Raw genomic sequence first — 18,702 nt, 5'->3', positions numbered from 1 at the left:
ATTATTTCTGATTCAAAATTTCCATACATCTATTAAGAACTTCTTCATTATTTATAATTATAAGAGCTAGTTTAATCCTAGTTCTAGATACTATTTGAAATAGCATTTTTGTTGGATGATAATAGGGGTTTTCTTTATAGTTTTTTGTTGAAAGATAATCTCCTTTATAATAAAAATGTTCACCGATAACCGCAACAACATTATTAAATTCCTGACCAATAACTTTATGAGCATTAGCGTCAACACCTTCAAGATTATGACGCTCGTATGGCAATGTTTTTGTTCTATCTGGTGTATAATTAATTATTTTCCAATCCTCATTTTGTAATTGACCTAAAAATAGTTTAGCTTCTGTATTATTATTAAAATAGTACAGTTCAATATTCTCATAATTTAATTTTTTTAGATTTCTCCTTTTGCTAAATAAGCAATTAATAAAAGTAGCCACCTCTTTATTTGTTCTAATTTTATCAGTTAGTTCAAACTTTGGTATCGTTACTTCTTTTTCAATAGTTTGTGCAACATTGTTATTTTCTTCACCTTTTCGGAGTGTTTGTTGACCATCGTATGAAAACAATATATTGGTTGAATATTTTTTAACTTCCTTGATTAAATGGTCAAGTTGTTCTGGATAAATTCTTTGTGCCTCATCAACAACTATTAGATAATATTTTGATAAGTCCGTGTGTACTATATTTAAAGCAGGAATAATAGTCCAACCGTAATTATCTCTAAGAGCGATATGTCCTTCATTTAAATAACCACAATGTATTACAAGTGTTTCCTTTGTATCGGACACTTCCTTCGCAATGTCATAAGTTAGCAACGTCTTACCTGTTCCTGCATTTCCTATAATAGAAATTATTGAAGTAGTGGGTAATGCAAATTGCTTTAATGTATTCTTTTTAATCTCTTCTTGATGAGCTGTAAGAAAGTATTTATTCTTAATAAATTGCTTTGTAGAGTTGAACGGTGAAACGAGATAATTTGAGGGGTCAAAATAGCTATCTATGTTATTAATCTTTTGTACATTTTGTGATGATAGTACTTCTATTAGTTTTTTAAAACTTACTTCGACTAGTTGATTTTGGTCATCCAGTGTGTATAATTTTCCTGTATCTGCAACAAAAGTAAAACTGTGTAATTCTTTGTTTAAGAAATCTAAATAGTATTTATTTTGTATTAGTTGAGTTAAAATTATATCCTCGGTACTTGTTCTTTTTAATTCGATATTAACTACGGTTTCATCATCTATTCTTAATAAATCAAATTCTTTACTAATTTGTGGAATTGAATAGCCAGAGAAGTATTTATCAAACAAGGCTACATTTTTAGTTTTTGTTATTAGTATATCAACTAGGCTCTGTAAATCTTTTAATTCGCTAACCTTTATTGTAATTGAATGATAATCTAGATAAGAGCTAAAAGATTCTTTATTTAAATCTTTGTACGCACTTAGTAGGGAGATGATATTGATTTGTTTCATTTTGGTTATTGTTTATTAAGCTAATTTTAGTCATTCTTTTGTTAATGAATTTTGTGCTAATACTTTTTTTTGATTTTATCGCTATGTATTAAAAAAAAGAAAGGCTATGAATTACATTAGCCTTTCTTTTTTATAAAAAACTTTCTTTTATAAATTATTTTTATTTTTTTTGATGATAATCTCTTGCCGTTATTATTTCTGTTAACCTGTTCAATTTTTCAAATTCTTTTTTTAATACATTGGTAATATTTGTGATTGAGTCAACGGTTAATGTTTGAGTATCGTTCATCAAATCATTTATGTATTTAACGGATTCTTTTGCTTCACCTGTCAACGATTCCGTTAATGTGTTCAAGTGAGGTTTAATAGTAGGTAATTTTTCTTCCATAAGCTGTAACACTTTATCGAATTCTTTTACCGCTGGTGTTATATCCTGTAGAATATTATTATATTGATGAATAAGTAAAAATAATGTTACATCCGACTGCTCTTCATAATTGATTATCATAATCTATAGCTTTAATAATTAGACCTTATCATTTTTACTTGCTTATCTTGTTAATGTAGAGTTCTTTTTTAAGTATTGAAGTAATGTTTTAGCACTAAGTGTTTCCTTTTTCCCGTTAAATCTGAATACAATAGTTGATTTAAGCGGTTCATCTTTTGCACCTAGTATAGCAGTACCACCCTCATTCAATTTATATTTTGCACTACCATCTACATTAACCATTCCTGTGACAAAATTTAACTTAGTTTGTAACGGTGTTGATGGTGTCTTTGATTCAAATTCAAATGTTTGACCATACTTAGCAAGAAATTCAATTTTCTTTAAATTTTGTGTGCTAATTAATTCCTTTTGTTCTTTGTCAAAAATCTTTTGCAGTTCTTTTCTTGCTTCAACTGCTTGGCTAGCCATTTCAAGAACTTTTATTTCTTGTTCTGCTCTGTTTCTAATTATTTCAATTTGTCTTTCGATTGATAGTGCCATATGATGTATATTTATTAGTGTACTGCAAATATTAAGTAATTATTTTCTTATTAACAAATTATAAATCAAATTCGTTAATGTATAATCTATTTTCTTTACTTATTTGGTTGAATTTTAAAGGTGGTAGTAATCCTGTGGTATCTTTCGTTTGTTCATCTAGTCGCTCAAACTCTTCTTTAATATCTTGTATATCGGTTGTAAGTATGCTATTCTTATATGTTGCCTCATTTATTAAATGAAGTACTGAAAGATATTTATATAATTTTTCATTTCGACCCCCATACTTGCGCACACCATCTGCATAAATAAATAACTTAAGTCTTTGGTTAGTGTAAACAACACCGTTAATTTTTATAGTTAGATTCGCTAGTACATAACCGTTACCCATATCGTTAATTATTATACTATGGACAAACTGTTTGAATATACTCTTTAACTCTTTTCGGTTGTGTTGTGCTTTGACTATCATATCTCGGCTTGTTGCTTCAATATTGAAGTTTTGAATAGTTATCACCTTTGAGAAAATATCTTTCTTTAAAAGTCCTATTTTATCTTTTAATAAATTAATTTGTGTTAGTATTCCACTTTCCATCTTAGTATATAAACTAAAATTTGGATTTGCTGAAAGCGTCATAGTTGTTAAAAGGTTTTCAAGTTGCTTCTCTTTTGCAGTTAGTTCCTTTTCTTCATTCTTAAGTAGTTGTTCTTGTTGCTTTAATTCCTTTTTGATTTGGTTTAGCATATCGTTAGGATTATCGAGCGTTTTAAGTAACGCATCACTATTAAGAATAAGACTATATATTACACTTTCAATTAAACTTATATTAATACTGCGGTTAGCACATCGAGTTTTAAGACTTGAAGTACATCTATAAACCGCATCACCTTTTACAATATAACGCCCCATATACACACGACCACAACAACCACAACGAATAACATCTTTAAGTAAGTATTCGTATTTGGTTAGTATGTTCCTTGTTTTTTTTGATTTAAGAAGTTCATTACACTCATTAAACACCTCAACTGATATTATAGGTTCAACATTAATTATTTCGTTTAAATATTTCTTTTCACCTTTGTATATGGTATTGATTAATATTTGTCGTATTACTACATCAGTCCATTTGATGTCATTACCCGCAATTGATGGTATTGATTTATTAAAGTTTAGTAATTGATTAGGTTTTGTTTTAGCTAGTTTGGTGGGTACTTTCATTTCATTTAGTGTGTTAGCAATAACACGTGTACCTATGCCACTTTGGTAACTTTCAAATATTTGCTCAATGATTATCTTTTCATCTTCATCAATAATGATGTAACCATCTTTATTACTTGTATAACCGTATGGTTGGTTATTGTTTGTAGTTTTACCTTTCATAGCACGTGTTAACTTACCACTTGCCATCCTTGTTTTAGTGGTCTTTGCTTCGATGTCAGCAAATTCGATAGCAATACCTAACATCATATGTACGATGTTGTTTCGTGTTCCCTCGGTTGTTAGTGTTGATAGTGGTGGATTACTTATGTGTAGTTGCACACCTAAATCACATAACCTTTCTATACTGTCACGTGTTGTTCTTGGATTACGACCCAACCTCGAAACCTCTGTTATATATATTGCTTTAAAGTGTTGTGGTGTTGTTTCACATATGTTAAGCATCCGTGTTAACTCTGGTCTGTCTTCAACTTTCTTATATCCACTTATCTTTTCTGTAAAGATTTCGATTTGTTCATCAGTATAGCCACTATTTTTGATTATTCTTGTAAGGTCGTTAACTTGTCTTTCAAATTCCTGTTTACCGTCAACGGTTGAAACCCTTGCGTATATCGCTACTTTGTCCATATTTCCCAGTATTAAACTTATGCAAATATATACCTACTAGTTTACAATAACAAGTTAATTTAATATGGATAAGGGTATAGGCTACCATCTTGTAGGTTTACCAGATAATGCCATAAAAGAGAGTAGTTATCGTATTGCTGCCGCGCTCAAAAACAATTCCTATGCTATGCCTGGAAAAAAAATCACAATTAACATGGCGCCTGCAGATTTACGTAAGGAAGGTTCTGCGTATGATTTGACATTGGCAATTGGCATTTTAGTGGCTTCAGGCCAAATCAAAGCAGATGCTCTAGAACAATACATTATAATGGGAGAATTGTCTCTTGATGGAAGTTTGCAACCCATAAGAGGAGCCTTGCCGATAGCAATCAAAGCTAAAGAAGAGGGTTTTAAAGGTTTTTTCCTGCCTAAACAAAATGTAAAAGAGGCTGCCATTGTAGCTGGACTTGAAGTCTATGGTGTTGAAAACGTTCAAGAAGTGATTGATTTTCTCGAAGGCAAAGGAACTCTAGAACCTACCACAATTGATACACGAGCCGAATTTTATAAAACCTTAGACTTTCCTGAATTCGATTTTAGTGATGTTAAAGGACAAGAAAGCATAAAACGGTGTATGGAAATTGCTGCTGCTGGTGGACACAACATTATATTAATAGGTCCGCCTGGTGCAGGAAAAACTATGCTTGCCAAAAGATTACCAAGTATTTTGCCTCCCATGACGTTGCGCGAAGCACTTGAAACTACAAAAATTCATAGTGTTGCAGGTAAACTTAAAGAAGTGGGTTTGATGAATCAAAGGCCTTTTAGAAGTCCGCATCACACTATTTCTAATGTCGCCTTAGTAGGTGGAGGAAGTTATCCTCAACCTGGAGAAATTTCTATGGCGCATAACGGAGTTCTATTTCTGGATGAGCTACCAGAATTTAAAAGAGATGTTCTTGAAGTAATGCGTCAACCTCTTGAGGATAGAGAAGTAACTATTTCTAGAGCCAAGTTTACGGTCACATACCCCTCATCTTTCATGCTTGTTGCTAGTATGAATCCAAGTCCGAGTGGTTTTTTTAATGATCCAGATGCTCCACAAACGTCCTCGCCACATGAAATGCATCGGTATTTAAGTAAAATATCTGGGCCTTTGCTAGATAGAATAGACATTCATATTGAAGTAACTCCTGTTCCTTTTGATAAACTTTCAGATGATCAAAAAGCCGAAAGTAGTGTTGCTATTAGAGAGCGCGTGACTGCAGCTCGAGAAATACAATCTGTACGTTTTGATCAAATGGACCACATTCATTACAATGCCCAAATGAATACTAAACAAATCAGGGAGTATTGCGCTCTTGATGAGGTATCAAAACAATTATTAAAAACAGCTATGGAGCGCCTGAATTTATCTGCAAGAGCTTACGACCGAATTTTAAAGGTAGCGCGAACTATAGCTGATCTTGAAGCAGCTTCAGCAGTACAGTCAAACCATATTGCGGAAGCTATTCAATATCGAAGTTTGGATCGCGATGGTTGGTTGGGATAATTTTTTTGAGGATTTTTTTTAAATTATGGTCTACTATAAAAAACATAAATGATAGTCTTACTTTTTACAAGACATTAATTCATGATATATCGTAGTATATTTTTTAAATCTAAAATAATATTACGTTGCTATATCTAAATAGCTATGAAAAACGGAATTAGGACTAGTATAAAAGTAATGAAATAGTCTTTTTTATTTTGACCTTCGAGTCATTTTAATGAACCTATTCAAATTTACAGCTCATGGCTATTTGCCGAATTTATAAACGGGTCAATTTTATCATCAGTAAGATTTTGAATGTTTTTAGTAATTTTTTCAATATCCCAATTCCACCATTGTATTGTTAACAATTTTTCAATTTGTTCTTTTGTAAATCTTTTTTTGATTTCTTGAGCTGGATTCCCTCCAACGATGGAGTAGGGTTCTACATTTCTAGTTACCGTCGAATTCGATGCAATTATCGCCCCGTCACCTATTTTTATTCCGGGCATTATAGTAGAATTATACCCAATCCAGACATCGTTTCCTATCTCTGTATTTCCTTTATTAGGATACTGTTTTCCTTCCATGGCATTTTTCCAATCCTCTCCAAATATTGCAAAGGGATAAGAACTTATTGATTTTGTTAGGTGATTTGCCCCATTCATTATGAATTTTACATCAGAAGCAATCATACAAAATTTGCCGATAATTAATTGGTCACCTATAAAATCAAAATGATATTTTACGTTTTTCTCAAAATTAGCAACGTTTTCAAAATCATCATAATAGGTATAATCTCCAATAATTATGTTAGGGTTTGTGATTGTGTTTTTTAAAAAACAAAGTTTATTGTAATTTTCTAATGGAAATTGGGTGTCTTTATTTGGGATTTTCATTTCTGAATTTTTCTAGATGATCTTTTTATTTTCGAGAGATTCTACTTTTCTAAAACTTCATTGTGTTTTTAGTTGAGCAGTAAGGTGTGGTCTAATTTAATAATTAGCATTCTGTTGTATGTTCCAGTTATGCAATTTATTAAAATTGATCTTTATTTTTACCTATAGCATGTTTCATTTTTTGTCCCATACTGCTGGTTGCATAACCTACAACACTTTCTTTTTTTTGTTGCCCGGTAGATAAGTATTCAATACTAATGGAGCAGTCTCTTGGAATCTCAATCCAAACAGTTTCACTTTCTCCAACTTCTAGTTTGTCAATCTTTCCACCGCCACAACCCACAATGTTTATGTTTGTCAAAGTTGTTTGTGTTGTGTTTGTAAAATTGATTCTCATGGTGTTAAGCAGAATAAATGTAAACCAACAATAAAGAAATAGTATAGGAATATTTAGCAACATAAGGCTGCAAGATGTAAGTAGTTTTTTTCTACTGTCTTTATCCGTTTTAGCTTTAATTAAAATAAAAATAAGGATCCCAATGTTAATTAGAACTATAAAAGGGATAAAACTATAACCAATGATAAGTACTTCATCCGATGAGTTTAGAAAATAAAGACTAAAAATACAGGTCCCGATCAAAAATGAAATTAACGCTGTTAGTCGTCCTAGTTTTATGTATCGGTCTGCATTCATAGGTTTTGTATTATTATCAGATTGTCTTAAAACATCCTTTTATTTAGTTTTTTAAGGTAAATATAGTAGATTAAAACTACAAAAAAATAGCTTATTTAAAATAGGATAGAAATAAATACGTCAAAAGAGAGATTTCGATAAAGATCTCTTTTACTTTTGCCAGATGTTAGAAATTCTGTTCCAAGACGAATATATTATTGCAATTAATAAGCCAAGTGGATTGTTGGTTCACAAATCATTTTATGCGCGCGATGCAAAAGTGTTTGCAATCCAAGAATTGAGAAATCAAATAGGAGGGCAACATGTTTATCCTATTCATCGGTTAGACCGCAAAACATCTGGTGTCTTGTTATTTGCTTTGGATACAGCCGTTTTAAAAATCATGAATGATCGTTTTGCTTTGCGCGAAGTCGAAAAAAAATATTTAGCAATTTTACGTGGTTGGTCACCCCTAGAATTAACGATTGATTATGATTTAACTAATGATGATGGTGTTGTACAAAATGCAGTAACCTATTTTCATCGATTGCAAAGTGTTGAAATTGATTTGGAATTTAACAAACAGCCAACGTCACGATATTGTTTGGTTGAAGCGATTCCTGAAACTGGGCGTATGCATCAATTACGAAAACATTTCAAACATATTTTTCATCCCATTTTAGGAAGTCGGCCACATGGATGCAACAAACAAAATAAATTATGGTTGGAGCATTTTGAACTGAAAGGAATGATGCTTCATGCGCATCAATTAATTTTTAATCATCCCATAACAAATGAACAATTAATCTTGAATGCAAAGATTAATGAAGAGTTTAGCAGAGTAGGTACTATTCTTAATCTAGATTTGAGTACGTATGAATAGCATGCTGATTTGTAAAGCAATGCTTTAAGTTATTGCTGTATTTTGAAGCAATAGTTTCAGTATAAATAGGATCATATTTCAGATTTTTGATTAATTCTTGAGACATTTATATCGAATGTTATTTTTACGGATTTAAATTTAAAGGTTAAATTCATAGATATTTTCGCAACTTTTACGATAAATTTATTTTTCAAAATGTTACTTCGTTCTGGGCGTAGTTCAGGATTTTCTTTTCTCTTACTGCAGTTGAACGATTTCTTTTTTAGTCATAAATTTCACATTATAAGACCTTCACAAGATGATGGAAATTAGCAGTAGTGCTACCGTAGATTTAGTTCAACTACTGTTTCACCAAACTTGTAAAACCCAAATTAGCAAACAGAAATATAAAATAATAAAAACGCTACTTTGAAAACACAAATTCTTCCCTTTGAACTTCTGCTTTTTTACAAACTTCGTTAAATTCTTCCACTGATTTAAACTGTAGTTGCTCGATAATTTTATATTCGTAAAAAACCGTGAAACTATCATTTTTGAAAACCCAAGGTTCTACTGTGATTTCTTTTTCAGCCTTGTAAAACGTTTGACTCATATCACCATCAGGGCTTTCAGACACTTCCATTTTACGTCCTTCGGGTTGTATTTTGTCCATGCAAATAAGAAGTGAAAAAGCATCGCACCATTCTACAAGGCGGTACAAGCGATGCATGTATTCTTCGTTTATGTTTAAATGTTTGAAAATATCTTTGCGGTTTTTTTCTTGCTCCTTCAAAAAAGTTTTCAAATTCTGGTCTTGACCGTGAATTGAATCACCACAAATGAAATCTAAATGTAAGGAGGTCAATAATGCATTTAACTGACTTTTTGAAGTTGCATTTTCCATTACATTGAGGTATCGCTTTAAATCCGTTTTTTTAGATTCATCGTTGACTAAGAAATGTCTTGGCGCACCTGCCTTGGTTAGGTTTTTATTTTCTAATGTTTCTACAACCCCGTCATCATGCTCTGCAATTGCAATGAGTGTTGGAACAATGATATCATTTGGCAAATCAATATCGTATTGATATCCTATCATCGCAGCTAAAAGGCCGTGAGAGCGCTGGTTTATAATTTTCCAACCTTTAGCATGTGAAGCAACAATCATAATACGGAGGTTTTCAAATTAATATTTAAAATAAAAAAGATTTCATTATAGAAAATTCTCTTATAATTCAAATTTACCATAATATATCCAAAGAAGGCAATAATTCTAACCTTGGTAGTAATTAAAAAAAGTGGAATAATAAATTTATGTAAGTTCAAGTTATAAGCGTAACAGATAAATTAAAAACTCTTGGAGTTATGCCATTGCGATGACGAGCTTCCCGCTGGTGCCTTTTACAAATTTATAGTGATCCACTTTTGCTAGTGTTCATGAGCTGGTGTAAGGGATTAGATAACATTGTTTTTGTCACGCAAGCAACGAAATTCTGGCTGCTAGCTATTGTTTTATTTGGTCTTAAAGTCCTTTTTTATTAGACAATTTGGAATGAACGGTTTTAATTTTTTCAATTGTTAAGAAGGAGTGAACACAAAAATATAAAAAAGGAGAAATTATTTTTTCATTTAGAGTTTAGGTCAATTTGAAATAAACTAACCGTTGCGTTGTCATAATGTGCAGGAAGTCCTTCAGTATTTTTAAGTTTTAATAAACCTAAAAACTCAAAGCCACATTTTGTGTAGTAATTAATCAATCCTGAATTATCGCCAACTGTATCCATTCTAATGAATTTTTTTTGATTTTCAATAGCATAAATTTTTGCCCACTCAACGATTTTACCCACTAAATTTTGTCCGCGAAAATCAGGACTGGTTGCTATTCGGTGAATGTAAATAGCTGGTTCTTCGTTACGTTCCTCCCAAATTTGTGGATCGTCAAAAGTTGTCGCCCAGACACAAGCAATTTTACCATCAACCACTACTTTCCATTGTCTGTTTTCTAAAATTTCAGTTTCAATAAGTTGTCTGTCAAATTCTGGCCAGTGATGGGTAAATCTCGTCTTCTGAAAATCGGTTGCGATTTTGTATAAACGGAAAATTTCGTCGGTATCGGTACTGTTGCTATTCTGTATTTGAAAGTTCATTTTTGATTTTCTTTTTATTTTATAATAAACAGCATATAGTCAATTTCTTTTTTGAAAAGACTATATGCTGTAATTTTTGTTAATTATGCATCAACAAGTATCACTTGACCAGTAATAAATCCATCAACCGATCGCTCAAACGCTTTACCAACCAATGCACTTGGTACAGGTTGAAATCCTGGCATCATATCGCCGTAAACATCCCAAGCCTCCGCTAAAACTGTTGGATTTACTGAATTTACACGAATACCTCTTGGCATTTCGAAGGATACACATTTTACAAAGGTATCAATGGCACCACTTGTAGTTGCATCTGCAATAGCAAAAGGAATTGGCTTTAAATTTAGTATACCTGTAATAAGCGTAAAGGAACCTTTATCAGCAATGTATTCCTGACCTATTCTAACAATATTGATTTGCCCCATCATTTTACTCATTACTGTAGTCATCCATTGCGCTTCAGTCATTTCCTCGAAGGTTGCATATTCACATACGCCAACTGTATTCACAACTGCATCAAAGTGACCAACCTCCTTGAATAATTTTCTCAAAGATTCTTCACTGGTAATGTCAACTTGGAAGTCACAACCGTCTTGAGAGCGACCTGCTGTAATCACTTTGTGTTTTCCTAAACCTGTAAGTGCTGCTTTTCCCATTTTCCCATTAGCACCTATTAAAATTACTGTTTTCATATATTTAATTATTTTTAATTTGAAGTGCAAAATTACACTCCTGCCCTACTAAGCACGTAGGACATTTGTCTAATAATTAAATCGATGCTCTTATTCTACTTAAATGTCTTTGAGTAATTCCAAGATAGGACGCTATATAGTGAAGTGGAATTTGTTGTACAAATTGTGGATGGTTGTGTATCAAATCTACATATCGTTTTTGGGCGTTGGATTTTTGATGATTAAATATCCATTTTTCGAGTTCAACATATTCTTTTTCAGCAATTATTTTTAAAAAATTCAACCATTTATTGTTTGATTCCGCAAGGTTTTCTAATTCTTTTTTTGAAATTGAAATTATTTCAGAATCGGTTAAAGCTTGTAAATTTTCTTCTGATTTATTCTGTGTAATAAATGAAGAATAAGCCACTAATAATGTATTAGGAAAGGTAAAACAATAGGTTATTTCTTCGTCATTATTAGAATAATAAAATGATCGAAAAATACCAAAATTCACGAAGGAAAGCGTGGTACAGATTTCATCTTGTTTAATGAAAAAATCTCCTTTTTTTATCGTAGAAATAGTCGCTAAACTTATAAATTCACTTATTTCACTATCTGTGAATAAATTATATTGTTGTAAGTATTCCAACAGTTGATTTTTCTTAAACATAGTACTTGTTTTAAGCTTTAATTCTATAATTCGTATTTATATTTTGCTGTTTTGCAAAGTTAGCAATTACAAGTGTAGAGTTTTAAATCCCATTCAAATCATTGATGATTTAAAAAATATGACATTGATTTACTGGCTGTTTTTCTATAAAATCATTTGTACTTAGTTTATTAAAAGACTTTACTTTCTCCATCCTTTGGGATAAAAACCTTATCAGAAAGTCCAATTTTTGAAACTTCTACTTTTAATTGTTGTCGTGTCGTCGGGCAATGATTTACTGCTTCTAAATGATTTGCGACAACTTGGTTTGGTGCGTTTTTAACGAATTTTAAAATGTCATCCATTCGCATTAACAAAGGTTGAAAAATATCTAGTTGCGCTGTTCCACAAGCTACAACGGCAACTTCAGGTTTTAGTTGTGTCAAAACTTTGTGAACGTCATCTGTATAAACGGTATCTGCGCTTAAATAGATTGATTTTTCATTTGGTAATTCTATGTAAAAGCCCATCACATTTCCCATTGGTTTTGCAACAAATCCGTAACCGTGAACTGCTGGAATACCTATAATTTTCCCTCCTAAAAAGGGGTTTGATATCCAATATTCTATAGTTTGAGAAACTTTTAAACCTTTTTTTAGTAATGCATCTTCGTCTTTTATGCTACATATCACAGGTATTTGTTTAGAACGAAGAAAATTTTCTGCTTCCTTGTCTAAATGGTCTGGATGTAAATGTGTTAATAAACAATGCGTCGTTTTTTCAACAAGTTTCATTGCATTACTTGGTAAATCTACAATAGGATTTCGTTGTGCTTTAAAACGGAAAAGTGTAAAAGTGGGTCCAGCTGTTCCTTTTTTTCCAAGCATTGGATCAACTAAAATTACTTTATCTCCAGTTTCTATGATCATAGTGGCATTTCGCAGATGATGTATTTTCATTTTTTGATGTTTTAAATTGAAAGTACAAAGTTGCTTATTGGCACAATAGATTCCATTGATTGAAATCAATAAATCAAAAAAATAAAGTGTACTCGATATTGATTTGAATCAATGCACCTAAATTTATTCAATATTATTTTTGCAATAATAAAAGTTACAAAGAAATGAACTATAAAGTTGAAGTACTATCGAATACTATTTTTGCTACAAATTCTTATTTAGTAATTGATAATCATAAAAATACATTAATTGTTGACCCAAGCTTTGATCCTAAATCAATTGAAAGAAAAATTGATTTTTTAGGTTTGAAAGTTGTAGGTATATTGGTAACACATGCGCACCAAGATCATATTTTTAGCGTTAAGTATTTTATGGATTTATATAATGTAGCGGTATGGGCTTCAGAGAAATCAAAAGAATTGTTTGGAGATCGTGTGCGCAATCTTAGTTTTATTGGTTCTCAACATTTTGGACTAGAGGAAACTATTTTGGATGTTCCAGTAAAAATTTTGGAAGATCAAACCACCTATCAAATAGAAAACTTTATTTTTACAACCGGTATTTATCCTGGTCATAGCATTGGTTGTACTGTTTTTGATTTTGGAGAATTTATGCTGACTGGTGATTTTATTTTCAAAGGAACTATTGGGAGAATAGATTGGCCTGGCTCCAATCCTGAGGATATGAAGAACAGTTTGATGTTATTTAAAGATAGATATAAAGCAATCGATATGCCAATATATGCGGGGCATAATGATGCCACAACTATTCAAAATGAATTGAATACAAATATTTTTTTATTTGATCCAACCAATGTAAAATGGTTATAGGCTATATTCTTTTTCTAATTCTGCTTAATGTTTCAGGAGTGATTCCTAAATACGAAGCAATATGATATTGTGGAATTTGAAGTAGCCAGTCTGGTTTTGTCTTCATAATATCGAGATATAATTCTTCGGCGGTATTTACAAAATGGTTGAATTCTTCGGTTTCTTTATTGACAACTATTCGTTGAAAAATGGTTTCAACAAATAACTTACCACAATTGTATTGGTTAGTAAATGTCGAAAATATTTCTTTTGATAAAACTCTCAAATCAACATCAGTTAAACATTCTTGGTATTTTTTTGTAGCGGTAGCGTGTGCAAAGGATGAAAAATCAGTGATAAAACCGGCATCTGTAAAAAAATTAATATTTTTTTCTTTGTCGGTGGTTGCATAATATTCTCGGATTATTCCTTGATCTAAAAAACGAAGTTCATTTTCTACTTTTCCATTTTCTAAAATGATTTCCCCTTTTTTGAATGATTTTACAGTAAAAGTATTTACAAATTCATCTAAACCTTCTTTGTTAAAAGGAAATTCATTACTAAAAAATAGTGATAATTTGTCTGATTTTGTCATATTTATTCTTAAGATAATTTTGCAGTTCGTTCAATAAATTGCTACCAATTTGTCTAAACATAAAACAACCCTTTTTTTAAAATTAAATTATATGTTTATGCGGGGATATGTTCTATCTTTTAATGTCAAATGTATTTAATTTTTCTAATAAAAGGATCTAATGAATATTTATTTAGTGAATACTTTTCGTTCTAAATTTTGTGTAAAGTAAGTTTGTTTTTCTGAAGTTGTAAATGAAATAATGCAATGAATTCTTAACTTAATTTTTAATTTAAAAAGAGTTAATAGGAATAATTATTTTATAAATAATTGAAATGTAATTGTTCATTATCAATATTTTTCTGTTGCTTATTTAAATAATTAATAGACCTAGAATTATTGTAACCTTCTAATTGGTTTACAAAAAAAAACGGCGTTTCAAGTCACACTGAAACGCCGTTAGCTATTTTTAAATCTTTTATCGAATACTTTTCACGAAGGTTGCTATATTTAGGGTTCCGTTTTTAGTTAAATCTTGAATAAACGCACTGCCTATAATGGCTCCTTTAGCAAATTGTGTGGCTTGATTAAAAGTTTCGGCATTGTTGATTCCAAAACCAATAACTTGTGGATTTTTCAAATTCATGTCGGCAATTCGTTTGAAATATGCTTCTTGTGTGGCTCCAAAACCAGATTGAGAACCGGTAACACTTGCTGAACTTACCATGTAAATAAATGCATCAGAGACGCTGTCTATAAAATGAATACGCTCTACAGAAGTTTGTGGTGTTATTAAAAAAATGTTTTTAAGACCGTATTTCTCAAATATATCTTTGTAAGAATCAGCGTATACATCTACGGGTAAATCTGGTATGATTAATCCGTCTATGCCTATTGCAGCACATTTTTTACAAAAATTTTCAATTCCGTATTGCAACATAGGGTTAAAGTAGCCCATGATTATAAGCGGTATGGAAACGGTTTCTCTTATTTTTTCCAGTTGGTCAAATAATACTTGCGTGGTCATGCCGTTATGCAAGGCTTGGGTAGAACTTTCTTGAATCGTAGGGCCATCTGCTAGTGGATCACTAAAAGGCAGTCCAATTTCAATCATGTCAACTCCATTTTTTTCTAAGTCTTGGATTATTTGCACGGTATCGTTCAAGCTAGGATATCCAGCAGAAAAGTAAATGGAAAGGATTTTATTGTTTTCTTGTAATTTTTTATTAATTCTATTCATGATATATTGATTTCCCTTTTTAATTAGGGTTTAGTTATATGCTTACTTTTATTTAAATTACGGCGCTGTAGGCCCAGGCTTTCTGTTTTGATTGGAGCTGTACTTCAACTCTTTTATAATGCAGCCCTTCATATAAATCAGATTGGTTAAGCTCTTTGGTACTAATTTCGTAAACCATTCCATTAATGGTATTTTCTTGATTTTCAGTTTGGGTGATAATGGGGTAGTTGACAATGCCAAATTCTTCTTCAATTTGAATTTGTTTTACCACATACCCAATTAATGTTTCTGGAGTGCCCTCTAGAATGCGTCCAAACAGGTCTTTTTGTATGTCCTCGTTTTGTAAACTACCGTAAGCAAATAATTTTTCCATAATGTGGGTTTGACAAATTTAATTTAAAACGTGTTTAGCTATTCTTGATTGCGTTAAGGATGGCAGTGGTATCTCCCGGTTTAGAAAAACAAGGCTTTTGCCGTAGTTTTTGTTAATCGGGAATTTAGCGTACAGCCTGACCTCGCTTTTTTCGGCGAGGGAACGCCCTAAAATTAAGTCAAAAAAAACATCTCACATGATAATCGTGTATTAAATTATAATTTAAAATAATCGATGTAAGTATTTAAATCCTTGTCACCACGGCCAGAGAGATTAATTACTACAATATCATCTTTCTTGAATTTCATTTCGTCTAATACAGCAAAGGCGTGGGCACTTTCTATGGCAGGAATTAAGCCCTCCATTTTAGATAATTTGATACCCCAGTCCATAGCTTGTTCATCAGTAATGGAGATAAATTGAGCTCTTCCAGTAGTGTATAAATTAGCGTGCATTGGGCCAACACCAGGATAATCAAGTCCCGCCGAAATGGAGTAAGGCTCCGTTATTTGTCCATCGTTGGTTTGCATCAATAGTGTTTTACTGCCGTGAATAACACCTATTTTCCCTAGTGCTGAAGTGGCTGCGCTTTCCCCAGAGTCTACGCCTAGACCAGCTGCTTCTACTGCAATGATGTTGACTTCTTTTTCGTCCAGGAAATGATAATACGTTCCTGCAGCATTGCTACCACCGCCTACGCAGGCAATAACGTAATCTGGGTTTTCTTTCCCTTCTTTTTCTAGCAATTGCTCTTTTATTTCTTTTGAAATAACACTTTGAAAACGCGCCACCATATCAGGATACGGGTGTGGTCCTACAACTGATCCTATTATGTAGTACGTATCTACAGGATTGTTAATCCAGTCTCTAATGGCTTCATTAGTAGCGTCTTTCAAGGTTTTAGATCCAGACTTTGCAGGTCTTACTTCGGCGCCAAGCATTTTCATTCGGGCTACGTTTGGCGCTTGTCTTTTTATATCCACTTCACCCATGTACACAATACATTCTAGTCCCATTAAGGCACATACCGTTGCTGTAGCTACACCGTGTTGTCCAGCGCCAGTCTCGGCAATAATTCTTTTTTTGCCCAATCGTTTGGCTAGGAGTATTTGTCCTATGGTGTTGTTTACTTTGTGTGCTCCCGTGTGACACAAATCTTCTCTTTTGAGGTAAATTTTTGTATTATATTCTTCGGATAAGCGTTTTGCAAAATACAAAGGAGTAGGGCGGCCTACATACTCTTTTAGCAAGGCATCAAACTCTTCTTGAAATTCAGGTTCTGCTGTGATTTTTAGGTAATTTTGGCGAAGTTCTTCTACATTTGGGTATAACATTTCAGGAATGAAAGCACCACCAAATTCTCCATAATATCCTTTTTCATTAACGTTGTAACTCATTTTGTGTATGTTTAAAAGTTAAAGTTGTAAATTATGTTGCAACTTTTGTAATAATGTAATGTCTTTTAATCCAGGCTCTGTTTCAAATTTACTGTTTAAATCTAGAGCGTGAATTGGTAAATTGGTATTCAAGATTTGTTTTATAGATTCAACCTCATCAAGGCTTATCCCACCACTTAAAAAAAACGGTTTAAGCGAAGGATATTTTTCTAAAACCCGCCAGTCAAATGTATTTCCGTTCCCACCCGGAAGTTTGCCTTTAGTATCAAATAAAAAGTAATCGCATACCGTTTCAAAAGGTTCTAGTTCTTGAAAATCAAAGGTGTCATTGACCGAGAAAACCTTGATGATTTCGATTTTTTTTTCTTTTAATTTTTCTTTCAAATCACTACAAAAATCAACCAACTCATTCCCATGCAATTGTATGGCTTGTAAATTGTATTTTTCGGCTTTCGCCAAAATTACTTCGATTTCCTCTTGTACAAATACGCCCACTTTTTTTATGGATGCTGATATTGCAGGCATATCTCCATCGAAATAACGACTTGATCTATCCCAAAAAATAAATCCCAAATAATCAGGTTGTAGGGCAGCAAGTTCCAAAATGTTTTCCGGATATTTCATGCCACAAACTTTTATTTTTACACCCATTTTTCCTGACATAACGGGAGACGAAAGGGGAGTTGTATTTGGGTTATTTATTGAAGGTTGCATAATGACTACCTGTTTTAATTGTTGTGTTTTATTTTTGTAAATTAAGAAAGTAGTTTCTGGATAAATACAGTAGCTGCTTTTCCTGCATTGTCTGTTTTCATAAAATTTTCTCCTATCAAAAATCCCTTAAAACCATATGGTTTGAGTTCGTTAATAGCTTCCACGCTAGCAATTCCACTCTCGGATACTTTTACAAAATCATCTGGAATTTGTGAAGCGAGTTGCTTGCTGAAATCCAAACTCACTTCAAAAGTTTTTAAATTTCTATTGTTAACACCTATCATGTCAAGTGACGGCATAATAGATTTTTCTAACTCTTCTTGATCATGAACTTCAAGTAACACTTCTAGTCCTAAACTATGTGCAAACTCAGATAAATGTTTGATTTCCTCTCGTGTTAAAACCGCAGCGATTAGCAAAATTAAATCGGCGCCGTGGGCTTTTGCCTCTAGAATTTGGTACTCATCAACTATGAATTCTTTTCGCAAAAGCGGAGTGTTTACTGTTGCTCTAGCCAAAAGTAAATCATCAAGAGAACCGCCAAAATACTTCCCATCAGTAAGTACTGATATGCCACAAGCACCTGCAGTTTCATATCCTTTTACCACCTCTTCAACCGTAAAATTATAATTAATTTCAGCTTTTGATGGTGACCTGCGTTTGTGTTCCGCAATTATTCCAGAGTTACTGGCTCTAAGCGATTGACTTAATGAAATTGTTTTTTTTGTGAAAAATACTGAGGATTCTAGCTGCGATACCGGAATTATTGTTTTTTTGAGAATCACTTCTCTTTTTTTGTCAACTATTATTTTATCTAAGATGTTCATTTATTTTTTATTAGACGTTTTTATATTTAATATTTCATGTTGATCTGTAATTAGCTATTTCAGCAACACTTGCCTTAA

At 32.3% G+C, this 18,702-nt stretch carries 19 protein-coding genes and 1 pseudogene; 3 read left to right on the top strand and 17 right to left on the bottom strand.

The window, feature by feature from the left end; translation table 11 throughout:
- Position 1 precedes the first annotated feature (1 nt).
- The 4 genes from K5V07_RS09340 to K5V07_RS09325 form a co-directional block, all read right to left on the bottom strand.
- Positions 2–1,486, bottom strand: a complete 1,485-nt coding sequence (locus K5V07_RS09340; RefSeq protein WP_221917247.1) for a DNA/RNA helicase domain-containing protein — start codon at positions 1,484–1,486, stop codon at positions 2–4.
- Positions 1,487–1,646: 160 nt separating this feature from the next.
- On the bottom strand, positions 1,647–1,994 hold the full coding sequence (locus tag K5V07_RS09335) for a hypothetical protein (protein WP_221917246.1): 348 nt from the start codon (positions 1,992–1,994) through the stop codon (positions 1,647–1,649).
- Positions 1,995–2,036: 42 nt separating this feature from the next.
- Complete coding sequence (locus tag K5V07_RS09330) at positions 2,037–2,474, bottom strand: hypothetical protein (RefSeq protein WP_221917245.1); 438 nt, start codon at positions 2,472–2,474, stop codon at positions 2,037–2,039.
- Between the two features lie 58 nt (positions 2,475–2,532).
- Positions 2,533–4,320 (bottom strand): recombinase family protein, encoded by a 1,788-nt coding sequence (locus K5V07_RS09325; protein WP_221917244.1) that lies wholly within the window; start codon positions 4,318–4,320, stop codon positions 2,533–2,535.
- 61 nt (positions 4,321–4,381) lie between these two features.
- Here K5V07_RS09325 and K5V07_RS09320 point away from each other — a divergent pair.
- Positions 4,382–5,851, top strand: a pseudogene (locus tag K5V07_RS09320) (YifB family Mg chelatase-like AAA ATPase); the annotation flags it as partial.
- A 233-nt stretch (positions 5,852–6,084) separates the two neighbouring features.
- On the opposite strand, the gene K5V07_RS09315 reads toward K5V07_RS09320, so the two are convergent.
- Positions 6,085–6,729: a CatB-related O-acetyltransferase gene (locus K5V07_RS09315; protein ID WP_221917242.1), complete on the bottom strand. Its 645-nt coding sequence runs from the start codon at positions 6,727–6,729 to the stop codon at positions 6,085–6,087.
- 139 nt (positions 6,730–6,868) lie between these two features.
- Positions 6,869–7,126 (bottom strand): hypothetical protein, encoded by a 258-nt coding sequence (locus tag K5V07_RS09310; protein ID WP_221917241.1) that lies wholly within the window; start codon positions 7,124–7,126, stop codon positions 6,869–6,871.
- A gap of 460 nt (positions 7,127–7,586) precedes the next feature.
- On the opposite strand from K5V07_RS09310, the gene K5V07_RS09305 reads away from it, so the two are divergent.
- On the top strand, positions 7,587–8,285 hold the full coding sequence (locus K5V07_RS09305) for a pseudouridine synthase (protein ID WP_221917240.1): 699 nt from the start codon (positions 7,587–7,589) through the stop codon (positions 8,283–8,285).
- 403 nt (positions 8,286–8,688) lie between these two features.
- Here K5V07_RS09305 and K5V07_RS09300 read toward each other — a convergent pair whose 3' ends face one another.
- The 5 genes from K5V07_RS09300 to K5V07_RS09280 form a co-directional block, all read right to left on the bottom strand.
- Complete coding sequence (locus K5V07_RS09300; RefSeq protein ID WP_221917239.1) at positions 8,689–9,429, bottom strand: DUF3891 family protein; 741 nt, start codon at positions 9,427–9,429, stop codon at positions 8,689–8,691.
- Between the two features lie 457 nt (positions 9,430–9,886).
- Positions 9,887–10,408 carry a GNAT family N-acetyltransferase gene (locus tag K5V07_RS09295; RefSeq protein ID WP_144893626.1) on the bottom strand — a complete coding sequence of 174 codons (522 nt, stop codon included), beginning with the start codon at positions 10,406–10,408 and terminating at the stop codon, positions 9,887–9,889.
- A gap of 83 nt (positions 10,409–10,491) precedes the next feature.
- Positions 10,492–11,100 carry a short chain dehydrogenase gene (locus tag K5V07_RS09290; protein ID WP_221917238.1) on the bottom strand — a complete coding sequence of 203 codons (609 nt, stop codon included), beginning with the start codon at positions 11,098–11,100 and terminating at the stop codon, positions 10,492–10,494.
- A gap of 76 nt (positions 11,101–11,176) precedes the next feature.
- The gene (locus K5V07_RS09285) at positions 11,177–11,752 is read right to left on the bottom strand and encodes a Crp/Fnr family transcriptional regulator (protein WP_236363241.1); all 576 of its coding nucleotides are present in this window, start codon (positions 11,750–11,752) and stop codon (positions 11,177–11,179) included.
- Positions 11,753–11,922: 170 nt separating this feature from the next.
- Positions 11,923–12,690, bottom strand: a complete 768-nt coding sequence (locus tag K5V07_RS09280; protein WP_221917237.1) for an MBL fold metallo-hydrolase — start codon at positions 12,688–12,690, stop codon at positions 11,923–11,925.
- Between the two features lie 164 nt (positions 12,691–12,854).
- Between K5V07_RS09280 and K5V07_RS09275 the strand changes: the two genes are divergently transcribed.
- Positions 12,855–13,520 (top strand): MBL fold metallo-hydrolase, encoded by a 666-nt coding sequence (locus K5V07_RS09275; protein ID WP_221917236.1) that lies wholly within the window; start codon positions 12,855–12,857, stop codon positions 13,518–13,520.
- Position 13,521: 1 nt separating this feature from the next.
- Here the strand turns inward: K5V07_RS09275 and K5V07_RS09270 are convergent, their stop codons facing one another.
- From K5V07_RS09270 to trpC, 6 genes are all read right to left on the bottom strand, one after another.
- Positions 13,522–14,094 carry a Crp/Fnr family transcriptional regulator gene (locus K5V07_RS09270; RefSeq protein ID WP_221917235.1) on the bottom strand — a complete coding sequence of 191 codons (573 nt, stop codon included), beginning with the start codon at positions 14,092–14,094 and terminating at the stop codon, positions 13,522–13,524.
- A gap of 457 nt (positions 14,095–14,551) precedes the next feature.
- Entirely contained in the window at positions 14,552–15,313 is a 762-nt protein-coding gene (trpA, locus tag K5V07_RS09265) for a tryptophan synthase subunit alpha (protein ID WP_221917234.1), read from the bottom strand.
- A 52-nt stretch (positions 15,314–15,365) separates the two neighbouring features.
- Positions 15,366–15,686, bottom strand: coding sequence for a gamma-glutamylcyclotransferase family protein (locus K5V07_RS09260; protein ID WP_221917233.1), 321 nt, complete (start codon positions 15,684–15,686; stop codon positions 15,366–15,368).
- Positions 15,687–15,901: 215 nt separating this feature from the next.
- Complete coding sequence (gene trpB, locus K5V07_RS09255; RefSeq protein ID WP_144893638.1) at positions 15,902–17,083, bottom strand: tryptophan synthase subunit beta; 1,182 nt, start codon at positions 17,081–17,083, stop codon at positions 15,902–15,904.
- 18 nt (positions 17,084–17,101) lie between these two features.
- Entirely contained in the window at positions 17,102–17,707 is a 606-nt protein-coding gene (locus K5V07_RS09250; protein WP_221918170.1) for a phosphoribosylanthranilate isomerase, read from the bottom strand.
- A 131-nt stretch (positions 17,708–17,838) separates the two neighbouring features.
- Positions 17,839–18,624 carry an indole-3-glycerol phosphate synthase TrpC gene (trpC, locus tag K5V07_RS09245; RefSeq protein WP_221917232.1) on the bottom strand — a complete coding sequence of 262 codons (786 nt, stop codon included), beginning with the start codon at positions 18,622–18,624 and terminating at the stop codon, positions 17,839–17,841.
- Positions 18,625–18,702: the final 78 nt, after the last annotated feature.

This window comes from Flavobacterium sp. CHNK8, from assembly GCF_019774515.1.
GTDB lineage: Bacteria > Bacteroidota > Bacteroidia > Flavobacteriales > Flavobacteriaceae > Flavobacterium > Flavobacterium tiangeerense.
This window is presented reverse-complemented; position numbering and strand designations above follow the sequence as displayed.